This is a genomic window from Paenibacillus sp. FSL M7-0420 (assembly GCF_038002345.1).
Classification (GTDB): Bacteria; Bacillota; Bacilli; order Paenibacillales; family Paenibacillaceae; genus Paenibacillus_AQ.
In genome coordinates this window covers 7,028,738-7,045,455 of sequence record NZ_JBBOCJ010000001.1, presented here as the reverse complement: position 1 = coordinate 7,045,455, position 16,718 = coordinate 7,028,738, and the positions used below count along the sequence as shown (strand labels likewise).

Genomic DNA, 16,718 nt, shown 5'->3' with positions numbered 1-16,718 from the left:
CTCTCATATAAAGAATGTAAAATTCAGGAGGTTGTATGATGAGGAAGTTGATCCTATGTTCATCTATTGTTCTATGTGCTGCGCTTCTGGCACCGGTAGCACATACGGCGTCTGCAGCAGGCAAGAGTCCCCAAGGAACACAAGTAGTTGTGAATAATAACGATTTAGAGGCCAAAGACATTCTTAACAAGAAGAATCAGGTGTTTTTTAGCCTGACTTCACTCCAAAGCTTAGGCGGTTTAACGTTTGCCTGGAATAATGCGACGAAGCAAGTAACCGTGAAGGGGAGCGGCACAAGTCTGCAGTTGACCATAAATAATACAACAGCACTGAAAAATGGAGCCTCCGTTTCCTTAAGCGCTGCTCCATTTATTCATAATGGCAAAACCATGATCCCTTTACGTTTTGTTGCCGAAGCGTTGGACGGTTCAGTAATTTGGAATCCAGACACCCAAACGGCATTTGTGTCAAAACCAAGCGCGAAATTGTTGGCTGATGTGAAGAGCAGCGAGTTAAGCACTGCAAGAAATGCTGCGATTAATCTTCCCAGAGTTTCACAGCTCAAGGAGGACTTTGAACCCTCTCTGGAAACCGCCAGTCTCCAATATTATTTTCCGGCGACTACAAAGGACCGGTTCATCGAGGTTAATAATAATGTAATCCGTTACTATCAGTTGACGAAGAACACAGCTTACCTTAAGTGGCAAGCTCTCACTGGCGACAAGGCTGGTAAGCAAGAAAACCTTTATTTCATCAACCGCTCTTTTACGCAGCAGGATGGTTCCTTACCGGATTTTACAGCTACGACATTCGCAAGCTTTCGCTGGATGCCTCATATCACTTCCACTGGGTATAGTTTGATTAATAAGGAGAATTGGAATGAGGTTATTTATAAAGAAGCCGAGGTTCCTCAGCCTAAGCTGAAGGAAAATTATATTATTGTGGATATTCCAGAGGAACAATAATGTGTAACCCTATGCTGACCGTTCTGGGATTGCCGTGACTCTAAGAGAATGTAAGGCTGGGTGTGTGTAACCGCCCAGCCAACGTTCAACTTGTCCCGCATAATTCGTATGTAGACCTGACCGTTCTGCAAGCTGCTTTTGCGAGAGGAATCTTCGGATACGTTCTCCGATTCTTTTTACAAGCTCGGATTTGGACTCGTCTGGCATCTTGGCTCACCTCTTAGAAGGAAGGCTTAATTTAGTGCTTATTATCCTTTCTTCCAGAGATATCTAGTGTAACAATCACTTCCCGATTTATTTTAGTGAGGGCAACTATTTCTTCAATACTCCTATCACTAATCAAAATCATATGTTCATCTAACACCTTGCGGCGGTCACTTTCATCCTCGAAGCGAAAAATTTCTTCAGCGGGAATATGGAAGGCAGCTATTATTTTCTCCAGTGTCTCCAAAGAAATGTTGCGGTCTCCCCGTTCAACACCACCTATGTAACTGTAGTGCAGCGATGCTGCCTCAGCCAGTTGCTCTTGTGTCCATCCTTTGGCCTTTCTGAGTTCACGTATCCGATTTCCTACACTTTCTGGTAAATTCATGGTATCACCTCCACTTAAGGTTAGAAGAGGTGCGCTAACCAATACAGATAACTAAACTCAAACTTAATGAGAATTAAATTGTACTTATAAGTACAATTTATATTGACCAAATATATATTCGGCTATACAATTAATTGGAAATGGATAATAAAGGAGGCCCCACACATGCGCCCTTCCATTCTGAAACTACTTAATCCGGACATTATCGTTGAAATGCTGGACATGGCGTATCGCTTAGAGGATTGGGACAAGATGCTGAATACGGCAGGTATTCTGTACAGCTATGCGCAGTGTATCTATGAGGAACGGCAGTATCACAAGGCTAAAGGGCTTCCGTTACCGCTTGTGGACACGCAGCGTCCGCTTGTGTATTACTTCGGGTTCAGTCACCTGATGCAGGGCATTGCCTATCAGAAGCAGCGGAAGTATGACGAGGCTAGAGAGACGATATACCGCTATGCCGAGCTTGGCTGGATGGAGGACTTGGGGGTAGAAGGGGAGGCAATTGCCGAGGAGTTCAGAGGTTTGGCATGTGCCAACCTGTATATCGTGGAGATTTTGTCTGGCAGAACGGAGTTTCTGGAGGGATATACTCAGTTCTTGCAGGATAATCCTGAAGAACTGTTGCCGGGGTTAGGAACTATTGTGCAGGCTGCGGTGCAGTATAGGTTAGATGTGGACGATCTGCTGCATACATTCGCGGAGCAGAGCGCCGGATTTGGGGACTACGAGGATGCAGGCAATCTCTCACATTATTTCAACTATTGTTATTATTTGGCTCTCTATCATAAGCGGGCAGGCAGACTGCCGGAGGCGCTGGACTGGACCATGCAATCTTTAAGGCTGGCCCACCAGTCCGGACATGACGGGAATTTCAAGCGCTGTCTTGCACTATTCGAATTGCTGCGTGGGAAAGTGACGGTAGAAGAGGAGCGGCGGTACCGTGAGGTAATGGCAGAGTGTCTGGAGCAGGCTGCTTTGGAGCTTCCTGAAACTACGCGTGTGGGAGTCTAAGGTCAAATTGAATTCTTGTTCAGCAAAAGAAAGAGAATGCCGCCAATACCATATTCCTCCTCTCAAATTATGTCATACAGATGCAAGTACCCTGCCCGCAAAACGATCTCCACCGAGTTCGCGCATGTGGGCGGCCCGGATGGACTTAAGGTCCAGATCGACAGTGTAGCGTACCGTCCGCGTATGTAGCGGTAATTCCAACCCCAAGAGCAGCCCTCCTGCCGGGATGAGCTGCTGTTTGGGTTGCCTAAAAGTTGCAGCGGGATACATGACTTAGGGCAGTGGTGATACCATACAATGTTCCTTCAGGATTATGACGGCTGTCCATTATGCTCCTTCGCGGCAGGGCGCAGCATACCCCCAACCAGCCGCAGACTTTGTCTGCGGGTCATGAACCGGGAGATCTGGGCGCCCAGGTAGTTGCGGAATCCCGGAACAACGTATTGCTTCCCTCTGGCCATAGCGCGCAGTGTAAGGGCTACTACACGTTCCGGTGAGTCTTTCGCGCCGCCGACTGAGGCATCCTCCGTTCCTACCACGTTGAAGAAATCCGTCTCCGTTGAGCCTGGACACAGGGTGAAGAATTGCACGCCGCGGTCACGATTCTCCCAGTAGAGGGCATCGGTGAAGGATAAGACAAAAGCTTTGGTCGCCCCGTAGACCGCCATATAAGGCAGCGGCTGAAAGCCTGCGGTAGACGATACATTGATCACAGCGCCTGCTCCTCTGTGGAGCATCCCAGGCAGGAATAGATGAGTCATATCCACTACAGCAGATACGTTCAACATGACCTCTTCATGCTGGCGCCCGCCGGAGACCTGCTCGAACAGACCGTGAGTGGCGAATCCTGCATTGTTCACCAGCAGATCGATGCTCAGGCCTAACTGCTGGCAGGTCTGATACAGCTCTCCGGCAGCACCTTGAAGCGACAGATCCTGGGGAATCACCCGGCACTGAATTCCATGGCTTCGGGTCAATTCGGCTGCGAGCGCATCCAGTTTGTCTTTGGATCTGGCTACAAGCACCAGATGGCTGCCTTTCTTGGCGAGTTGTCTGGCGAACTGTTCGCCGATTCCCGAAGAGGCCCCGGTGATTAATGACCATTTCCCTGCAATATTCATGTTTTTTGCTCCTTTTAGAATCAATGTTTTGTGATGGAAACAACGTTACCACATTCGAAAAAATATAACCCGTCTTAGCGGGCTTAAATTCGTTCTCAGCGTGATATATTTATTCGGTAACACTGTTTCTTATATGAATCATAGTAACCAAAAGAATACTGCTGTGTCAATCTGTTTTTTTCGCGTAAGGGTTCAATTGACATCCTATGTTCGAATGTTTAGAATTCCTGTTAGAACCCGGCAACCCTGTTGCTGGTCAACAACATTGATAACCGAATGAAGGTGATTCCTATCCATAACGAAGACAAGTCCTCGCCGTCCACGGGCCGTACCTTAAAAACCTATCAGGAAGCCCGTCTGCAAAATACGGAAAATCTCCGTAAGCTGGTGGTGGATGCCGCCGCAGCCATTCTGCAGGAAGAGGGGCCAGAGGCCGTTACGGTGCGTAAAGTATCGCAAAAGATGGGCTGTTCCACCAAAATTATCTATAGTTTGTTCGTCAATAAAGAGGGTTTGGCCCAGCAATTATATCTGGAGGGCTGCAGCCTGCTGGCCCGGCAGTTTGATGAGGTGCCGCCGTCCGCTAATCTGCGGCAGCATCTGCTGGAGCTAGGCGAAGCCTTCTGGCAGTTTGGACAGGAGCACAGCAGCTACTACAAGCTGATGTTCGGAGGAGCCTTTGCCGAGTTCAAGCCGGATGCGGAGAGTATGCAGGGAACGCTAACTGCCATACGCCAATTACAGGTTCTAATCATTACTGCCCAGCAGCAGGGACTTATTTCGGACCAGGAAGAGACCGGGGCACTTGTCGCCGCCATCTGGTCATCGCTGCACGGTGTAATTCACCTGTATATGGGCGGGTTCCTTGGCGATGCCGATGCCGCCCATACCGTATACAAACAAACCATGGCTATGCTGGCCCGATCCTTGTTTACCGCACCGGAGCCAGGCAGAGGAGAGAGCAAGGGATGATTGCATTAATCTTGGCTGCGGGGTATGCGACCCGCCTGTATCCATTAACGCTAGACACGCCCAAGCCGCTGCTCCCGGTTCAAGGAAGCCGGACGATTCTGGACCTGCTGGCCGCCCGTCTGGAGGTGCTGGAGGAGATCTCGGAGATTCTCATTGTGACGAATGACCGCTTTTTCCATGCTTTTGAACAGTGGCAGCAGCAGTATAAGGGCATGAAGCCGGTTCGCGTTCTGAACGATGGCACTTCTTCTCCTGAGGGGCGGCTAGGCGCGATTGGCGATATCCAGTTTGTGCTGGAGCGGGAGCAGCCGCAGGAGGATCTGTTGGTTCTGGCAGGCGATAATGTGCTGGGATTCGGCCTTGAGGGGTACTTGGACTATTTTCATAAGGTGGGTACCGACTGTATTCTTGTCCGTAGGGTGAATGATCCGGCAGAGCTGCACAGTATCGGCGTGGCGGAGCTGGATGCGCAGAATCGGGTCTTGTCCCTGGAGGAAAAGCCGCAGGCGCCCCGCTCGAACATTGGCGTATTCGCGCTGTATATCTACAAACGGTCTACGCTGCCGCTGTTCTCCCGTTATCTGGCGGAAGGGGGCAACCCGGATGCGCCGACTTATTTTCCCGAATGGCTGCATTCCCGCCAGGAGATGCGGGCCTACTATACGGAGGGCACGATAGAGGATGTCGGCACCCCGGAAGCCTATGCGCAGATGCGGGCGAGGCTGGAGGAACAGGCAGAGTGACCTGGGTTAACAATCAAAAAAACGCACGGGTACAGAGAGAATTTCTCATTCCCGTGCGTTTTATTTGGCAGAGAAAGGGTATTCGAGCGGTTCTTGGAGATTATCTATGATTCAATACAATTGGGCCGCCGCCTCTGGAGTAAAAGCTTGAATCTCTTCCAGCCTGCCCTCACGGATTTTCTTCGCCCATGCCGGATCGCCCAGAAGTGCGCGTCCAACCGCTACCAGATCGAACTCCTGGTGGTCCAGCCGCTTCAGCAGCTCCTCCATCCCTTGATGGTCTGCTTCCCCGCCTTCAGCGGGAGCATTGTCCATGCCTACGGAACCAACGGCAATCGTTGTCTTCCCGGTAAGCTTCTTCACCCATCCGGCGAGACCCAGCTCCGAGCCCGCGAATTCCGGGTCCCAGAACCTGCGGGTCGAGATGTGGAAGATATCTACCCCTGCCTGTACCAGCACATCCAGGAATTGCTCCAGCTGCTCCGGTGTATCCACCAGCTTTGCCGTGTAATCCGTCATCTTCCACTGGGACAACCGGATGGAAATCGGATAATCCGGTCCGACTGCAGCGCGGACGGCCTGGACAACTTCGGCTGCAAACCGGGTACGCTTCAGGAAATCGCCGCCGTAGCGGTCTGTCCGCTGATTGGTTCTTTCCCAGAAGAACTGGTCAATCAACAAGCCGTGGCCGCCGGAGAGCTCTATTCCGTCGAAGCCCGCTTGCTGTGCATTCACTGCCGCATCGGCATAGGCTTGAATGACCCCCGCAATTTCTTCTTCTGTCATCGGCCCGCTTATCTTGTTCCCCTGCATGTCGAGTCCTGATGGCCCGATCGATGGTGAATCCGGGTAGGGCTGGGAACCCATGGGCCGAATCATTCCCATATGTGACAACTGCGGAAAAATGATACCGCCGGCCTCATGAACCGCTCTGACGACTTCACGCCAGCCGTTCAGAGCAGCTTCACCAAAGAGATTAGCCAGTCCCGGATCACTGCTTGCTGCCGGATGGTCAATCATACCAACGGTGATGATTAACCCCACCCCATTCTCAGCACGGCGGCGGTAATACGCTGCCATATCCTCACCCGGTACTCCCTCCGGTGAAAAAGCACGCGCCATCGGTGACATTACAATCCGGTTGTGTATAGTTAATTGTTGAACCGTGTACGGTTCAAATAAGGTCTCCAGTGAGTGGATTTGCTCCTGTTGTTTAGCCATGGTTAACGCCTCCTGTAGGTTGAATGATTATTCTCAAAGCGGGGTATGAATGCAATAGTAACAAGCTCCAGTCCACCCTTCAACCAACAAACTGCGCAAGTTGTTGCTTAAGCTAGAAGCCGGAAAAACTGTCGTATTGGCAGATCCTATTTGTTGTGTACAGAGCACATGTTTATAATAAGAGGATTATAATCTCTTCTGAAAGGGGTGCTCCTTGGATGGCTGGCATACTTCCCCCCAATCCGAACGACCCGCGGGTGATTCGGACCCGTCAATTAATTCTGGATGCCTTCGTCCGGCAATTGAATATCATGGACTTCAACTCGATAACCGTCGGCGACATTACCAAAGCAGCTACGATTAACAGGACCACCTTTTATGCCCATTTCCAGGATAAATATGCGCTGTTCGAAGCCTTTTTGTTAGATGCCTTTACGAATATGGTCCTCCATAAAGTCGATGCCAAAGGACCGTTGACCGAGAAGACGCTTCAAGAGCTGATAGTAGCATTATGTAATTATCATGAAACCAGTCACCGCTGTTTCAAAAGATATGATTCTGTAGCTCTCTTGCTGGAGGAGAATATTAAGCTGCATCTCGAGAAACTTATCCTGCAGCTGATCTCCGGATCAGCTGCGGCTACAGATTCGAAGCCGCTTGCAACTGCCGCCACGCTGCTAAGCTGGTCCTTATATGGCGTAACCTACCGCTGGAATCTGGAGGGAAGATCAGAGTCTTCCTCCGAACTGGCGGAGCGGGTCATGCCGCTGATCACGGGCGGATTTCCCATGAGCCCCCAATGACCAAAAACGCAGAGCAGCGATTCTCCCATTTGGAGGATCGCTGCTCTGCTCACTTTTTGTGGTTTTAAGAATGAAGAAAACTATCTTCTGCCGTAGAAAACCTGCTTTTGGGACAGCCTCGTAGCCGTTTCCGCTTGGTTACGGCTCTACCCCGTAGATGAGCGTTCCGTTATGGTAGACTGTGATCCGGTCATTGGCGGTGTAGCTGGTCAGCAGCGGACGGAAGGAGTAATCGTTGGCCTGGCTGTAATTCGCATAGTTATCCTTGTGAATACGGAACTGGATCTCTCCGGTCGAGCCGGAAGCCGCCAGACTGCCCGCCCCGTCCTTGAAGGAGATTTCAGCGTAGGCATCCGCGTTCGGGACCGGGACCGCGAGCGGGACGATGGTGGTCTGGATATTGTTTTTGCCGACGACGGCGTAGTCAATCTCCATGGTATGGGCGGTGCTGCCGTCCTGGGTGAACCAGTAACGGATTGTGAATTGGCTTAGCGGGACGGGGACGGTGGAAGTGCTCTTCAGCTGGAGACTGGCCCGGATGGAGCCCACGTTGTTGCCGGTCTCATCACTGCGGTAGAGCGGAGTGGCGGTCACAGGTCCTGCCCCGGGGCCGCCGGGCTCCTCAATAGGAGGGAAGGTGACCGTCTTCATGATCCGGTTCAGCATGAGCTGCTTCGGCCGGTTCCAGGTTACCCAGTCATCCTGCAGTAGACCGCCGGTATCCCCGCTGTTGGGGTTCAGTGTCCAGTAGGTCCAATAGAGATCATTCGTGCCGATGTAATCGACTAGTTTATTTTGCCATTTCCCTTCAACCGAGAGGGTGTCCACGCTGCGGCCTCCGAATTCACCCATGATTAGAGGGGCAATGTTCTCTTTGCTGATATAGCCCCAGGTCTGATCCCATATCGCTGGCAGGTTCGCCGGAAAAGCCGGATCGCTGAACCACGGCTGCTCCGCCACCCCGGGACCGTAATCATGCGGAGAATACACTACTTGATTCGGTACCGTAAGATTTACTGGATAATTCCGCACCCCGGTCAGATTGCCGCCCCACCAGTACTTGCTGGTGTTACCCTGCACATTCTGCTCGATCCCTTCGACGATGATCAGCCAGTGCGGATTCACCGTAAGGATGGCATTCCCTGCCCGCTGGGCCGCGAGCCGCCAGTCTGTGCTGAGATCACCGGTCCCCCAGCTTGCCGTGCCGTGAGGCTCATTATGCAGATCCGCACCGATTACCGTAGGATTATTCGCATACCGTGCAGCCAGCATCACCCAGTCACTGATCCAGCGGGATTCAGGATAAGCGGCGGTATACCAGAGCGTCGATTGCCCGCCGGAATCGGGACGGTGCCGGTCCAGGAAGATTTGAATGCCGCGCTGGCCGGCTTTTTCAATTAAGGTATCCATAATTTCGATGGGAGTCAGACCGGCCAGGTCCGGGTTTTTGGCATAATCAATGCTGTTGGCCTGGGAAGCCGGATCGAACATTTGACTGCTGAACGGCAGGCGAATCAAGTTGTACCCTTCTGCGCGGACCTGATCGAGCACATCATCCATGGAACGCGACCACAATCCGTGCGGGGAATAGTTCGGCGTCTCGAAGCCAAACCAGTTCAGTCCGTTGAACACGGCCGGGTTCCCCTGCGAGTCTACAATCCGGCTGCCCGAGGTGTGATAAAAAAGCTTCCCTGCCCCCTCAGCCTTCACAGGCTGTTCTGCAATAGCGGATGTACCTGCAAGCAGTGTTAAAGCCAAAAGCATTGTCCCCAATGTCCTGAAACCAAAGGTCATTCATCTTCCTCCTCGTAAATGGTTCTTGATAAAGTCGAACTTTATATCATACGGGTAAAATGAAAACCTATTCATCCGGGACGGGTCTAAATTATGGAAAATTATTGAATAAAACAGGAGGGGGTTGCAGGAAGGGGTGGGCACTCGCCCCTGTTATATCTCTCCTTGTCCCCGCTATTAATTATCCCAAATTGTAAGAATACTACCTAGCTTAAAAAGGGAATAATTGCTATAATTACTAATGTAAGCGATTGATAACAACGGAGCGTATACATACAGTTATAGTCTTAGCGGCTTCATCCTTAAGATTTACTGCTTAACGGTTACAGTCAGGAAACTATTTCATTCGAGAGGAGATTAGAAGGATGTTTAAAAGCAAAGCTATACAATGGGCAGCTGTCGGATCGCTTGTCGTGTCTTTATTTATGGGGTCGCTGGCGTTGGGCGGGGAGAAGGTGTTCGCCGCTGATTGCTCGGCCGGCTACGTGGCTCTAACGTATGATGATGGGCCTAATCCAAGCACCACGACGAATCTGCTGAATGCTCTGCAGCAGAATGGCCTGCGCGCCACGTTCTTCAATATCGGGCAGAATGCGCAGAACAATCCTTCGCTTGTACTGGCCCAGAAGAACGCAGGAATGTGGATCGGCAACCACTCCTGGTCGCATCCTAATCTGACACAGTTGGGCGCTTCCCAGGTCACGTCTCAGATTACGCAGACGCAGCAGACGCTGCAGTCTATTACCGGCACCGCTCCGAAGCTGTTCCGTCCGCCGTATGGGGCGACCAACGCGACTCTCAAGTCCATCGAGGCCCAGAACGGCCTTACCGAAGTGCTCTGGAACGTGGATTCCCAGGACTGGAACGGAGCGGGAACCGCCCAGATCGTGGCCGCTGTGGGCACGATGAAGAATGGGGATGTCATCTTGATGCATGACCAATACCAGACCACACTCCAGGCGGTACCGCAGATTGCACAGAATCTTAAGAATCGCGGCCTGTGTTCAGGCATGATCTCGCCAAGCACCGGGAGGGCGGTTGCGCCTGATGGCGGCAATGGTCCTGGTCCCGCTGTAACGAAGGTAGAGGCGGAGAGCATGACCAAGGCCGGTCAATATGCCGCGAATATTAGCTCCCCTTTCTCCGGAGTTGCCTTATACGCTAATAATGATTCTGTGAAGTACACCCAGAATTTCACCAGCGGCACCCATAATTTCTCCCTGCGCGGGGCCTCCAATAACGCCAATATGGCCAGGGTGGACCTCAAGATCGGCGGGGTGACGAAGGGGACCTTTTACTACGGGGGAAGCAGCCCTGCAGTCTATACGATCAGCAATGTCAGCCATGGAACCGGCAATCAGGTGATTGAGCTGGTGGTTACGGCCGATGACGGAACTTGGGATGCTTATATTGATTATTTGGAGATTAACTAAAGGTTCCTAATACCTGCTCTAGCAACAAGGGGGCATCCCAATCGGCCATTACATGGCCTACGGGATGTCCCCTTTGCTGTACTCCTATCATCAGCTCTTGTCCGCCAGGCTTCTGATCCGCTCCAGATCACTGCTGCACAGCGCCTTCAGATGGGTGGTGATCTTCTCTGGACTCCAGTCCCACCACTTCAACTCCAGCAGCAGGGCGATGAGCTCGTCATCGAAGCGCTGCCGCAGAATCCGGGCAGGATTGCCCCCGGCGATATGATAGGCAGGAACATCCTTGGTGACAGTAGTATTAGCGGCAATAATCGCCCCGTCGCCAATGGTCACACCGGGCATGATGGTGGCATTCTGGCCAATCCAGACATCGTTGCCGATGACGGTGTCGCCTTTGTAGGGCAGGTCGGCAAGTGCAGGAGTGGCCTGCTCCCAGCCGCCGCCCATAATGTTGAAGGGGTAGGTGGTCACGGAGCCCATCCGGTGGTTGGCGCCGTTCATAATGAACTCGGTACCCCTGGCGATGGCGCAGAACTTGCCGATAATCAGCTTGTCGCCGATGAACTCATAGTGATGGGTAACACGGCTCTCGAAGGTCACCGCCTCGTCGGGATCATCATAGTAGGAGAAGTCTCCGGCGATGATGTTGGGGCGGGTCAGCGTATTTTTGATGAAACGGACCTGTCTGATCTGGGGATTCGGATGGATGTCATTTGGATTGGGTCCTGTAGCATGCATAGGATCACACCTTTCTCACATGAATGGGTAGTCGTAGAGCCATAATTTGATTCTAGCTATAGCATAGTCCAAGCGGGGCCGCAGTTCTTACATATACTAGGAGATACTGGTAGTTTGCAAATCTCTTATCTAGGGAGGCTTGGCTGGAATGGCTATTATATCAACAGGGCCTATTGAGAATAATGCAGTGAACGGTGTAAGGCCTACGGTACAGGTGACGGTCAAGATTGATAACCGGGATGCGGTGAATCCGTCTGCGATTCTGATCCAAGGGTACAACTTGACCCTCACCAGAACGTTGTATGTAAGCGAGCTTATTACGGTTTCCCCGGACGAGGTGATCACAAGGAATTACTTTGCCAATCTGGATGCCTATGAGTTTGTCTTTACAACGGAGGGTCCTGCTGAATTGCAGACCGAAGTCTCCGTGTGGGGCAAGGATTCTGCCGGACAGCTGGTTACCGCCCACCGTCTGGTCTCAGCCGAGCTGCTGGGTGCTGAAGAGGGGGGAGTCACAGGCTCCGTCAACCGTATCTATGTTGCCAATTTCAACAGCAATGATGTTTCTGTGATCAACGGTGCTACAGGTGCAGTAATCGCAGTCATCCCTGTAGGAGTGAATCCTGCTGGAATAGCTGTGAACCCGTTAACCAACCGCATTTATGTCGCTAACTTGAACAGTGACAACGTATCCGTTATCGACGGGTTAACCAATACGGTGCTGGCTACCATTCCTGCCGGGGATGGTTCGGGCGCAGTTGCGGTGAATACCGCTACCAATGCCATCTATGTGGCTAATTTCAATGATAATACGGTCACTGTCATTGACGGATTAACCAACACTGTGGTGACTACCATTATTCCCGCCGGCGGTTCTCCTTTTCCAACGGGGATCGGTGTGAATTCCTTAACCAATACTATTTATGTATCTGAATTCAACTCGGATATCGTTACCGTCATTGATGGGGCTACGAATACGGTTATTACCCAGATTCCCGTGCAGGTGAACCCGTTCCGTTTGGCTGTTGATCCCTTGACGAACCGGATTTATGTCGCGAACTTCACCAGCAACACCGTATCCGTTCTTGATGGTGCGACCAATACGGTGATCACCAACGTGCCTGTCGGCACGACTCCGGCTGAGCCGGGAGTGAACATCTCTACCAATGCCATCTATGTAACAAACCGGGATGACGACAATGTATCGGTGATTGGCGGGTTAACGAATACGGTGATTACTACCATTCCAGTCGGAAATAATCCTAACGGCGCGGGCGCTAATCCATTGACGAACCGCATCTATATTACCAATCAGGATGATAATACGGTATCGGTCATTGATGGTGTCACTCAGGCTGTGATTAGTGTCATACTGGTTGGCGCGCGTCCGTTCTCCGTGGGCGTCAATCCGTAGGAGTCCAGGAACAGGAATCCAGTGCCATGCCAATTGAGGCCATTATCTTAACGAGCGAGGTGATTCATAGGATGGAAATAACATCAGCCGAAGATATCATGATACAGCTGTCGGGCATGGACCGGGAGAATTCTGTATCCCGGATATACGTTCCCGGGATCGGCGAATTCATAATTGTATTGCTGAAGACAGACGAGAGTGCCGCTGAAGACTCGGCCCGCACCAGCGGGGCGGAGGCAAAAGAATGCACAATGCCGGCAGCGGGGTTAACAAGGAACCCCTACCTTTAAGGATAGTCCATAAATCAGCACGCTTCCCGTAAGGAAGTGGCTGGTTTATGGAATTATAGACTTTACGCCATTCTGGGCAGTTGTACATAGAACGTCGTAGACGCTCCAACCACACTTTTTACGTAAATCCTTCCTTGATGCTGGTCCACAATGGACCTAGCGATAGCCAGACCCAGCCCGTAGCCGCCCTGCTTGCGCGCTCTGGAGGTATCCGTACGGTAAAAGCGGTCAAAAATCCGCGCCAGATGCTCCGCAGCTATGCCTTCCCCTGTATTCGAGACGGAGAGGAGGACATCGCTGTTCTGCTTATAGAGCGAGATGTGTACAGCGCCCTTGGGATTCGTATATTTCACTGCGTTATCGAGCAGAATCATGACCACCTGCTTGATCTGCTCGTTGTTGCCCAGCACGGTAAGCCCGGGCTGAATGTCATAGTCGAAGGAGAGATTCTTCTCGAAGATGACCGCCTCCATGGTCAGAATAATATTCTCAACTGCCTCGCTCATATTGAACCGGCTGTGGAGCTTCCCGGTCCGGGAGTCATCCATCTCCGTCAGGTACAGCAGATCGTTAGTCAGCCGGGTCATGCGTTCCGTCTCGGACTTGATATATTGCAGCCATTTTGCCTGATTGCGGATCGTATCCTCACTGTTCGCCAGCAGCACATCCGCGTTGGTGTTAATAATCGTCAGCGGCGTCTTCAGCTCATGGGAGGCGTCGGCAATGAACTGCTTCTGCTTGTCAAAAGCCTCCCGCACCGGCGCAATCGAGCGCCCCGCAAAGTAGCGGCTGGTGAAGTAGAGGATGACCAGGGTCAGCAGGCCGACAGCCGCGAAGGTATAGATCAGGTTCGTCAGGATCTGCTGCTGGGCGGTGATGTCCATGAAGACATACTGTTGTCCGCTGCTTACAGGCTTGGCCATGAAGATCCAGCGGCTGCCGTCCAGCGTGAACCGGCCGGTATCCTTGCCGATACCCTGAGCCTCCTTCAGTGCGGCGGTATAGAGTTCATCGTCCATCGTGAACTTCGATTCTTTGCGGGTCATCGCGCCGCTGGCATCTGTTTGTACCGTGAACGAGACGGAACGCTCCGGCTGGTAAGGGTCGATCGGCCCTTTATCCATGGGGCTGGCCCCCCCGCCGCCTCCCGGACCGCGCGGACCTTGCCCGTCGCCCGGACCCCGCTGCTGCATATCCGCAATCCGGTGGAGCGCCATATCGATGTCTCCCTGCACATTGCGGTACGTGAAGATGTAGATGGCGGCGAAGGCCACCAGCATGATGATGGAGATGGTGACCAGATTGACAATCAGGAACCGGGTTCGGAGTTTATTGAACATCAGGCACTCCCCTCCAGCACGTACCCTACGCCCCTAATCGTGCTGATGCGCACCTCCGAGTTCAGGAAGGCCAGCTTTTTACGCAAAAAAGAAATATAGACCTCCACGTTATTATGCTCCGCATCGGAATCGAACCCCCACAGCTTCTCAATGATCTGCTCCTTCGAGGTGACCGCCTGCTTCCTTAGGATCAGCAGCTCCAGCAGCTCCGTCTCCTTGAGATTTAGCTTCATCTCCTTGCCCTTCACCGTCAGCTTCGGGTTAGCCGTATTCAGCTCCAGATCCCCGAACTTCAGGGCATCGTCAGGAATCACCTCGCCCTTACGCCGCAGCGCAGCCCGGATACGGGCCAGCAGCTCCTCTGAAGCGAACGGCTTGGCGATATAATCGTCTGCTCCATAATCGAGTCCGGTCACCATATCGGTGAGCTCCCCTTTTGCGGTAAGCATAATGACCGGTGTGGAGACTCCGTCCCTGCGCAGCTCCTTCAGCACGCTGATTCCATCCAGCTCCGGCATCATAATATCCAGCAGCAGCAGGTCATAGATCCCGCTCTGCGCATAATCGAGACCGGCTCTGCCGTCATGCACCGCATCTACCGAATAATTGTGTTTTTTGAGGATTTGGGTTAAGGCCTCCGCCAGATGGACCTCGTCTTCTACAATTAATATTCTCATGGGATGGCTCATCCTCTTCCTAAGTAAGGTACTTGCTGCTGGTGCCATTATATCAAGGGGACCTTTAATCAACCTTAATCCATTTAAGATTCGTTAAAGGTTCGGGGGCTAAGATACATTCATAAGCAAGTGCACCCCATACTCACCCGAAAGGATCTGAACCCTATGGCGATCGAGGTCTTCAACCGCTACGAGAACAAGTATCTGTTCGACCACGAATCTTATCTGAAGCTCTATGACGAACTGCTGGAATATATGGAGCCCGATGCGTACAACAAGCAGCACGAATTTTATTCTATCACCAATCTGTACTACGACACCCCGCAGAATTCCCTGATCCGCAGCAGCCTGGCGAAGCCGAAGTATAGGGAGAAGCTCCGCATCCGGGCCTACGGCATTCCTGAAGGGGACACCAGAGTCTATCTGGAGATCAAGAAGAAGGTGCTGGGCCTAGTCAACAAGAGGAGAACCTCACTGACGCTGAAAGAGGCCTATGCGTTCATCGAGAGCGGCAGAGAGCCTGAATTCAAGAGTTATATGAACAAGCAGGTGATCGGGGAGATCAAGTACTTGCTGACCCGCTATGAGCTGCAGCCGAAGCTGTATCTGTCCTATGACCGCAAAGCCATGTTCTGTAAAAATAACAGGGACCTGCGCATCACCTTCGACACCAACATCCGCTGCCGCCGGTATGATCTGAAGCTGGAGCACGGCGTCTATGGCGAGGAGCTGCTGGAGCCGGGGCAATGGCTGATGGAAGTGAAGGCCGAGAAGACCATACCGGTCTGGCTGGCCAGGATGCTGTCGGAGCATCAGATGTACCGCACCAGCTTCTCCAAATACGGCAACGAATATAAAAAGATGCTGCGAAACAGCCAATCAGAAAGAGAGAGTGTTCGATATGCTTGATTCGATTTTTGCCGTAGCGGAGTCTACTTCGGAACTAACGTTCACGAATGCTGCCTTAACCATCGTCATCGCCATTATACTCGGCGGGCTAATCAGCTTCACCTACATGAAGACGAGCCCCGCCGGATACTCGCAGAGCTTCACACTGACCATGGTTCTGCTGCCGGTGATTGTTGCTATCATTATTCTGCTCATTGGCAGCAATGTGGCCCGGGCCTTCAGCCTGGCGGGTGCCTTCTCGATCATCCGGTTCCGAAGCGCTCCCGGCGATCCGAAGGATATCACTTTTGTCCTGTTCACCATGGCCTCCGGGCTGGCCTGCGGGGTAGGGGCCTTCGGTTACGCGGTCTTCTTCACCCTTATCCTCTGCGCTCTGATGACCGTGCTTAACCGTACGGGCTTTGGACTTAAGAAGTCGATGCACAAGACACTGAAGGTAACGATCCCTGAGAATCTGGGCTATGAGGAGGCCTTCGCGGAGGTCTTCAATACCTTCAATGTCGCCTACGAGCTGAAGAAGATCAGAACCACGGAGCTGGGCAGCCTGTATGAGCTGGTCTACGCAGTAACGATTGATGAGCAGACGAGCCAGAAGGAGCTGCTGGACGCCATCCGCACACGTAACGGGAACCTGGATCTCTCACTAACCATGGCACCTGTCATGAATGAATACTAATCCGCTACAGGAAGGG

General features: G+C 52.1%; 17 protein-coding genes. 10 read left to right on the top strand and 7 right to left on the bottom strand.

All coding sequences use genetic code 11. The features are described 5' to 3' along the window. Window positions 1-38 precede the first annotated feature (38 nt). Window positions 39-965, top strand: a complete 927-nt coding sequence (locus MKX51_RS30215; protein ID WP_340994945.1) for a copper amine oxidase N-terminal domain-containing protein — start codon at window positions 39-41, stop codon at window positions 963-965. A 238-nt stretch (window positions 966-1,203) separates the two neighbouring features. Here the strand turns inward: MKX51_RS30215 and MKX51_RS30210 are convergent, their stop codons facing one another. After that, the gene (locus MKX51_RS30210; protein WP_340994944.1) at window positions 1,204-1,557 is read right to left on the bottom strand and encodes a helix-turn-helix domain-containing protein; all 354 of its coding nucleotides are present in this window, start codon (window positions 1,555-1,557) and stop codon (window positions 1,204-1,206) included. Window positions 1,558-1,722: 165 nt separating this feature from the next. On the opposite strand from MKX51_RS30210, the gene MKX51_RS30205 reads away from it, so the two are divergent. Then, a complete protein-coding gene (locus MKX51_RS30205) occupies window positions 1,723-2,571 on the top strand; it encodes a DNA-binding protein (RefSeq protein WP_340994943.1) in 849 nt (282 codons plus the stop codon). Window positions 2,572-2,882: 311 nt separating this feature from the next. Here MKX51_RS30205 and MKX51_RS30200 read toward each other — a convergent pair whose 3' ends face one another. Next, window positions 2,883-3,692 (bottom strand): SDR family NAD(P)-dependent oxidoreductase, encoded by an 810-nt coding sequence (locus MKX51_RS30200; RefSeq protein WP_340994942.1) that lies wholly within the window; start codon window positions 3,690-3,692, stop codon window positions 2,883-2,885. 276 nt (window positions 3,693-3,968) lie between these two features. Between MKX51_RS30200 and MKX51_RS30195 the strand changes: the two genes are divergently transcribed. Together MKX51_RS30195 and MKX51_RS30190 are read left to right on the top strand one after the other, a co-directional pair. Beyond that, window positions 3,969-4,664 (top strand): TetR/AcrR family transcriptional regulator, encoded by a 696-nt coding sequence (locus MKX51_RS30195; protein ID WP_340946213.1) that lies wholly within the window; start codon window positions 3,969-3,971, stop codon window positions 4,662-4,664. Further along, window positions 4,661-5,407, top strand: a complete 747-nt coding sequence (locus MKX51_RS30190) for a nucleotidyltransferase family protein (protein ID WP_340994941.1) — start codon at window positions 4,661-4,663, stop codon at window positions 5,405-5,407. Before MKX51_RS30195 ends, MKX51_RS30190 begins: the two co-directional genes overlap by 4 nt. A 111-nt stretch (window positions 5,408-5,518) precedes the next feature. Here MKX51_RS30190 and MKX51_RS30185 read toward each other — a convergent pair whose 3' ends face one another. Continuing rightward, the gene (locus MKX51_RS30185) at window positions 5,519-6,628 is read right to left on the bottom strand and encodes an NADH:flavin oxidoreductase (RefSeq protein WP_340994940.1); all 1,110 of its coding nucleotides are present in this window, start codon (window positions 6,626-6,628) and stop codon (window positions 5,519-5,521) included. A 218-nt stretch (window positions 6,629-6,846) separates the two neighbouring features. Between MKX51_RS30185 and MKX51_RS30180 the strand changes: the two genes are divergently transcribed. Continuing rightward, window positions 6,847-7,431, top strand: coding sequence for a TetR/AcrR family transcriptional regulator (locus MKX51_RS30180; protein ID WP_340994939.1), 585 nt, complete (start codon window positions 6,847-6,849; stop codon window positions 7,429-7,431). 138 nt (window positions 7,432-7,569) lie between these two features. On the opposite strand, the gene MKX51_RS30175 is transcribed toward MKX51_RS30180, so the two are convergent. Then, complete coding sequence (locus tag MKX51_RS30175; protein WP_340995759.1) at window positions 7,570-9,195, bottom strand: cellulase family glycosylhydrolase; 1,626 nt, start codon at window positions 9,193-9,195, stop codon at window positions 7,570-7,572. 395 nt (window positions 9,196-9,590) lie between these two features. Between MKX51_RS30175 and MKX51_RS30170 the strand changes: the two genes are divergently transcribed. After that, window positions 9,591-10,658, top strand: a complete 1,068-nt coding sequence (locus MKX51_RS30170; protein WP_340994938.1) for a polysaccharide deacetylase family protein — start codon at window positions 9,591-9,593, stop codon at window positions 10,656-10,658. A gap of 90 nt (window positions 10,659-10,748) precedes the next feature. Here MKX51_RS30170 and MKX51_RS30165 read toward each other — a convergent pair whose 3' ends face one another. Beyond that, the gene (locus MKX51_RS30165) at window positions 10,749-11,396 is read right to left on the bottom strand and encodes a Vat family streptogramin A O-acetyltransferase (protein WP_340994937.1); all 648 of its coding nucleotides are present in this window, start codon (window positions 11,394-11,396) and stop codon (window positions 10,749-10,751) included. Between the two features lie 148 nt (window positions 11,397-11,544). On the opposite strand from MKX51_RS30165, the gene MKX51_RS30160 reads away from it, so the two are divergent. Together MKX51_RS30160 and MKX51_RS30155 are read left to right on the top strand one after the other, a co-directional pair. Beyond that, window positions 11,545-12,810 (top strand): YncE family protein, encoded by a 1,266-nt coding sequence (locus MKX51_RS30160; RefSeq protein WP_340994936.1) that lies wholly within the window; start codon window positions 11,545-11,547, stop codon window positions 12,808-12,810. Window positions 12,811-12,881: 71 nt separating this feature from the next. Further along, on the top strand, window positions 12,882-13,100 hold the full coding sequence (locus tag MKX51_RS30155) for a hypothetical protein (RefSeq protein WP_340994935.1): 219 nt from the start codon (window positions 12,882-12,884) through the stop codon (window positions 13,098-13,100). Window positions 13,101-13,162: 62 nt separating this feature from the next. On the opposite strand, the gene MKX51_RS30150 is transcribed toward MKX51_RS30155, so the two are convergent. Further along, window positions 13,163-14,440 carry a sensor histidine kinase gene (locus tag MKX51_RS30150; protein WP_340994934.1) on the bottom strand — a complete coding sequence of 426 codons (1,278 nt, stop codon included), beginning with the start codon at window positions 14,438-14,440 and terminating at the stop codon, window positions 13,163-13,165. After that, complete coding sequence (locus MKX51_RS30145; RefSeq protein WP_340994933.1) at window positions 14,440-15,117, bottom strand: response regulator transcription factor; 678 nt, start codon at window positions 15,115-15,117, stop codon at window positions 14,440-14,442. Before MKX51_RS30145 ends, MKX51_RS30150 begins: the two co-directional genes overlap by 1 nt. Before the next feature lie 165 nt (window positions 15,118-15,282). On the opposite strand from MKX51_RS30145, the gene MKX51_RS30140 reads away from it, so the two are divergent. After that, on the top strand, window positions 15,283-16,026 hold the full coding sequence (locus MKX51_RS30140; RefSeq protein ID WP_340994932.1) for a polyphosphate polymerase domain-containing protein: 744 nt from the start codon (window positions 15,283-15,285) through the stop codon (window positions 16,024-16,026). After that, window positions 16,019-16,702, top strand: a complete 684-nt coding sequence (locus MKX51_RS30135; RefSeq protein ID WP_340994931.1) for a DUF4956 domain-containing protein — start codon at window positions 16,019-16,021, stop codon at window positions 16,700-16,702. Before MKX51_RS30140 ends, MKX51_RS30135 begins: the two co-directional genes overlap by 8 nt. Window positions 16,703-16,718: the final 16 nt, after the last annotated feature.

What these genes read in the sequence shown, in the direction of transcription:
- MKX51_RS30165 (WP_340994937.1), bottom strand. Translation starts at nt 11,396, where the DNA reads ATGCATGCTACAGGACCCAATCCAAATGACATCCATCCGAATCCCCAG.
- MKX51_RS30200 (WP_340994942.1), bottom strand. Translation starts at nt 3,692, where the DNA reads ATGAATATTGCAGGGAAATGGTCATTAATCACCGGGGCCTCTTCGGGA.
- MKX51_RS30195 (WP_340946213.1), top strand. Translation starts at nt 3,969, where the DNA reads ATGAAGGTGATTCCTATCCATAACGAAGACAAGTCCTCGCCGTCCACG.
- MKX51_RS30160 (WP_340994936.1), top strand. Translation starts at nt 11,545, where the DNA reads ATGGCTATTATATCAACAGGGCCTATTGAGAATAATGCAGTGAACGGT.
- MKX51_RS30155 (WP_340994935.1), top strand. Translation starts at nt 12,882, where the DNA reads ATGGAAATAACATCAGCCGAAGATATCATGATACAGCTGTCGGGCATG.
- MKX51_RS30135 (WP_340994931.1), top strand. Translation starts at nt 16,019, where the DNA reads ATGCTTGATTCGATTTTTGCCGTAGCGGAGTCTACTTCGGAACTAACG.
- MKX51_RS30180 (WP_340994939.1), top strand. Translation starts at nt 6,847, where the DNA reads ATGGCTGGCATACTTCCCCCCAATCCGAACGACCCGCGGGTGATTCGG.
- MKX51_RS30205 (WP_340994943.1), top strand. Translation starts at nt 1,723, where the DNA reads ATGCGCCCTTCCATTCTGAAACTACTTAATCCGGACATTATCGTTGAA.
- MKX51_RS30145 (WP_340994933.1), bottom strand. Translation starts at nt 15,117, where the DNA reads ATGAGAATATTAATTGTAGAAGACGAGGTCCATCTGGCGGAGGCCTTA.
- MKX51_RS30140 (WP_340994932.1), top strand. Translation starts at nt 15,283, where the DNA reads ATGGCGATCGAGGTCTTCAACCGCTACGAGAACAAGTATCTGTTCGAC.
- MKX51_RS30190 (WP_340994941.1), top strand. Translation starts at nt 4,661, where the DNA reads ATGATTGCATTAATCTTGGCTGCGGGGTATGCGACCCGCCTGTATCCA.
- MKX51_RS30215 (WP_340994945.1), top strand. Translation starts at nt 39, where the DNA reads ATGAGGAAGTTGATCCTATGTTCATCTATTGTTCTATGTGCTGCGCTT.
- MKX51_RS30185 (WP_340994940.1), bottom strand. Translation starts at nt 6,628, where the DNA reads ATGGCTAAACAACAGGAGCAAATCCACTCACTGGAGACCTTATTTGAA.
- MKX51_RS30175 (WP_340995759.1), bottom strand. Translation starts at nt 9,195, where the DNA reads ATGCTTTTGGCTTTAACACTGCTTGCAGGTACATCCGCTATTGCAGAA.
- MKX51_RS30210 (WP_340994944.1), bottom strand. Translation starts at nt 1,557, where the DNA reads ATGAATTTACCAGAAAGTGTAGGAAATCGGATACGTGAACTCAGAAAG.
- MKX51_RS30150 (WP_340994934.1), bottom strand. Translation starts at nt 14,440, where the DNA reads ATGTTCAATAAACTCCGAACCCGGTTCCTGATTGTCAATCTGGTCACC.
- MKX51_RS30170 (WP_340994938.1), top strand. Translation starts at nt 9,591, where the DNA reads ATGTTTAAAAGCAAAGCTATACAATGGGCAGCTGTCGGATCGCTTGTC.